The organism is Microcoleus sp. MON1_C1 (genome assembly GCF_036701945.1).
GTDB lineage: Bacteria > Cyanobacteriota > Cyanobacteriia > Cyanobacteriales > Microcoleaceae > Microcoleus.
Genome location: NZ_JAUBRO010000120.1, coordinates 1 through 3,647, shown reverse-complemented (window position 1 = coordinate 3,647; position 3,647 = coordinate 1). Strand labels below are relative to the sequence as shown.

3 protein-coding genes and 2 pseudogenes are annotated in these 3,647 nt (G+C 39.5%); 2 read left to right on the top strand and 3 right to left on the bottom strand.

Annotated elements, in window-relative coordinates:
- Nucleotides 1-185 precede the first annotated feature (185 nt).
- Together QUA62_RS29005 and QUA62_RS29595 are read right to left on the bottom strand one after the other, a co-directional pair.
- Entirely contained in the window at nt 186-869 is a 684-nt protein-coding gene (locus QUA62_RS29005; RefSeq protein ID WP_333408250.1) for an IS66 family transposase, read from the bottom strand.
- Nucleotides 866-1,156, bottom strand: a complete 291-nt coding sequence (locus QUA62_RS29595) for an IS66 family transposase (RefSeq protein ID WP_445301738.1) — start codon at nt 1,154-1,156, stop codon at nt 866-868. The genes QUA62_RS29005 and QUA62_RS29595 overlap by 4 nt, the downstream gene beginning before the upstream one ends.
- Between QUA62_RS29595 and QUA62_RS29000 the strand changes: the two genes are divergently transcribed.
- The gene (locus QUA62_RS29000) at nt 1,145-1,588 is read left to right on the top strand and encodes a transposase family protein (RefSeq protein ID WP_333408249.1); all 444 of its coding nucleotides are present in this window, start codon (nt 1,145-1,147) and stop codon (nt 1,586-1,588) included. The genes QUA62_RS29595 and QUA62_RS29000 overlap by 12 nt on opposite strands.
- Nucleotides 1,589-1,627: 39 nt before the next feature.
- Here the strand turns inward: QUA62_RS29000 and QUA62_RS28995 are convergent.
- A pseudogene (locus tag QUA62_RS28995) lies at nt 1,628-2,684 on the bottom strand (IS630 family transposase).
- A gap of 247 nt (nt 2,685-2,931) precedes the next feature.
- Between QUA62_RS28995 and QUA62_RS28990 the strand changes: the two are divergent.
- Nucleotides 2,932-3,474 (top strand): annotated as a pseudogene (locus tag QUA62_RS28990) (ISL3 family transposase); the annotation flags it as partial.
- Nucleotides 3,475-3,647: the final 173 nt, after the last annotated feature.

Here is a 3,647-nt window from a genome sequence, read left to right as displayed (position 1 = left end):
AAGGTTCGAGAGTCACCTCTGTCCCCTCCCCTAAGAACGCAGCATGAGAGTTTCCAGCTCACTGCGCTCAAGCTTTGCTTCAAGCCCGTTTCAACTTGGTTTTTGAATGTACCTGCTTATTGCAGGTTTTGTGAAGGTGTTCAAGGTTTGGTAGCGCTCAAGATGTAATGATAAATGGTAATTGCTCAACTAGGGGAAAAAAGGGAGGCATCAGTAGAGAGAGCTTGTTGAATAGATTGATAAGCCGTTAAACCCTGACGCTTGCCAGTATTAACAACTGAACGAACGGCAGCAAACAAATCTGGCCCCCATTCCGAACGGAAGCCATTGGTCACACGGCGAAATATCACGCTCATCCGAATCGCCTGTTCACTACTATTATTCGTGGGTGGAATTGTCGCATCTTCCAGAAATACAAATAAATTGTCAATCAGCCCACCGTAACGTTTTCGTAACCGTATACCATCCGGATGCTGTGGTGCTAAATCCAAAATTTTGGTTAATCTTTCCTGTAAATTTATTCGATATCTCAAGAGTCTAGTATCATCCATATTCTCCCGTTGCCGATGGATGATAAAAGCCCTTAATAATAACCTCTTCATCGCTGGGGCAAAAATTCTGTCCCCAGCGTCAATTGCATATTGGCAATCGCGCAGTTGATGAGCCAAACACACTTGCCATTGTGGTGCGGGGTGATTTTTTTGAGCGCTAAATAAGTCTGACACCCAGATATCAGGATGATGTTCTCCTAGAACTTCGTTAATTACTCCACTGGCTCGACTCGGACGGATGACGTGTAAACAAACATCCTGGTTCTGAAACCACCCACTCCCACTGATTCTGTCCATTAACCCTCGCACTGGTTTCATCTGAACAAATTAATTTTGCCCGCCGCAACCGAGGGAGTATTTGAGTTACAAAGGTCATCTAAACTCGTTTTGACTTTCTCTAATAGGTTGGCGATTGCTCCTTCGGAAATCTTGAGTCCAAAAACGGATGCACATATGGACGATAGCCGTTCGTAGCTGATGGCATGAGTGTAACGGAGATATGTGACCCAGCTTTGAATTGAACTGCCAAACGGTGAACCTGCGGCTCTTTTGAGTTTATGGTGTAAAATGTACCTAATAATACATTTACCGTTATGAGCTTCCATCTAGACTATCTATTAGCATTGCCTGGAGTCAGGGTTGAAAATTGTACTCAAGTTGAGGGAAAAATTTTATTGGACCTGAGCATTTTATCAGAAGGAATGGTTTGTCATCATTGTAAAAATCCTACCGAAAAACTGCATCAAAATCGACCAATTCTAGTAAGAGATTTGTCTGTTTTTGGTCGTCCTGTGTATCTAAAAATCCCACGACGGCAGTTTTACTGTCCTAGTTGTCAACGGTATCCCACAGAAAGAATAGAGTTTTTGGACGTTAAAAGACGGCATACTCAACGATACGAACAAAATATTTATGAGCGTGTAAAACAATCTAGCATGGAGCAAATTGGACGAGAAGAAGGACTGAGTTATGACGAAATAAAAGGAATATTTGAACAGGTAAACACAATAAAAAAAAACGAATTGGAAACCGGTTAAGTAAGTCGGTGGGGAAATTTACAAGTAGGTAACAAAATATTAAGTAGGGCGCTCAGAGCTAAATTTAAGGCGTTTTGTAGCGTAGTTTCCTTTTTTTCCTCTAGCTTCTACCCCATTAATTACGGCATAAGCCAGCTCTAATTCATCCTCAAACATTTGTCCTGCTAGCTCATCTTTTTTGAGATGTTGCCACTCCAATTCTATGGGATTCATTTCTGAGCAATATTTCGGTAAAAATAAGATATATAAACCCTCGCTTTCCCATTTCGACCATAATTGTTGGACTTCATGACATCGATGTATGGGACCATTATCCTGTACTATTACTCTAATTCGCTTGCTCTGAGACGCTTCCTGGGCTTCTGACTCCATCATTTTGATATAAGCTTTTCGATCAACACCCCCAATTACCAAACCGTAAACAAAGCTGATTTCATGTTGAAAAAGCCCTACAATACTTAATCTACGACCACGCCTCTTGGTTTGTTCGAGCCGTTTTTGCTCACGAAAGTTTGTAATAAGTGTAACTAGGTTCGCTCCACGCACAAAACCCTGATTCATCCAAATATTTTAAGTCAATTTCTCCCGCAGCAGCCCCCCATTCCAACATATCTAGGTCTGCTTGTTTGATTTGGCGTACTGCAACTTCTTGTTTTCCTTGATGACTTTTTCTGGCTCGTTTCCAAATAAACCCTTTTTTTTTAGTATTCGTCTTAATCGGTCGGGACTTAATTTGATAGAACGCTCTTTTTCTAATTTCTGAGCTAATTGAACACTGTTGTATGTACGTGGTTCATTTTTGAGACATTCTGTTAAAAACTCTATGTCTTCTTCTTTCCACTTCGGTTTTCCCCCTCGACCTGCTAATTCCCTGCATCCCTTCCATACCTAGCTTCTGCCATTTATGTAAAACCTCTCTCACTGTTTGTGAAGTCCAATTAAAATGAGCAGCTATTTTTTCAACCTACGGGCCATGTGCATTTAATCTAATTACTTCTGCTCGATCTTTTACTTTTTGTGGTACATCCGCAGTTCTCAGTTCTAATAGAGTTTTGTCTTGCTTTTGAGTAAGAAATACTCTTAATCTAGCGCCCATATATTGAGTTACCTTAGTAGATGTATTCTCTGTGTTTACTTATTTTAACATAGTTAGGTTTTTTCGCGCCGACGTACTTAAAGGAATTTGTCTCGATGAGATAAGTATGCGAAAGGGTCAAGGAAATTTTGTGACTGTTGTTAGTGACATCTCCGAAGGTAATTTAATTGAGATAATTGATTCTCATCGCTGTGAAGAAATCATTGAAGTCCTTATGAAACAACCAATTTAGGTTCGCGAACAAGTTGAGGAAGTGAGTGTTGATATGTGGGGTGGATTCCCTCAAGTTATCAAAAAAGTATTCCCAAATGATCGAGTTATTATTGATCGTTTTCATGTAATGAAAGTAGTTAATAAAGACTTAAATAAGTTACGTATAGCAGCCGGAATAACAGACAAAAAAAGTAGACATTTATTATTAACTAATCGAGTAAATTTGAATCCAGAGCAAATTTATAAATTAGAATTGACACTAGGTAAATCAGAATGTTTGAGAATTGCGTATGAGATGAAAGAAAAATTTAGAGAAATATATGAGACTAATTTGACGGTCAAAAAAGGGCAGAATAAAATTAAAGAATGGCTCAATCATGCCAAAGTATTTTTTAGAGAATCTGCATCAACAATTGAGAATCATTTTGAGGGCATTTGCAACTACTTTCTTGATCGCACCACAAGTGGAGTCATGGAAGGAATCAACAATCGGATTAAGTTGATAATGCGACAAGGGTATGGTTTTTCTAATTTTAATAATTTTAGGAATCGCGTATTAGCTTGCTTTGGTGATTAGATAAACTTATAACCCTAAGTTCAGGAGAGCCGAACCTGCTTCCATTCCCAATGCTACAGGGGCAACATACTCGGTTTGACAGCAGGCACACTGACCACTGTAGTTTAGACTAACCAAAGATGAGAACGGTGGCAAAAGAAGAACTAGAGCCACCGTTAAGGAGAGAATGAGGG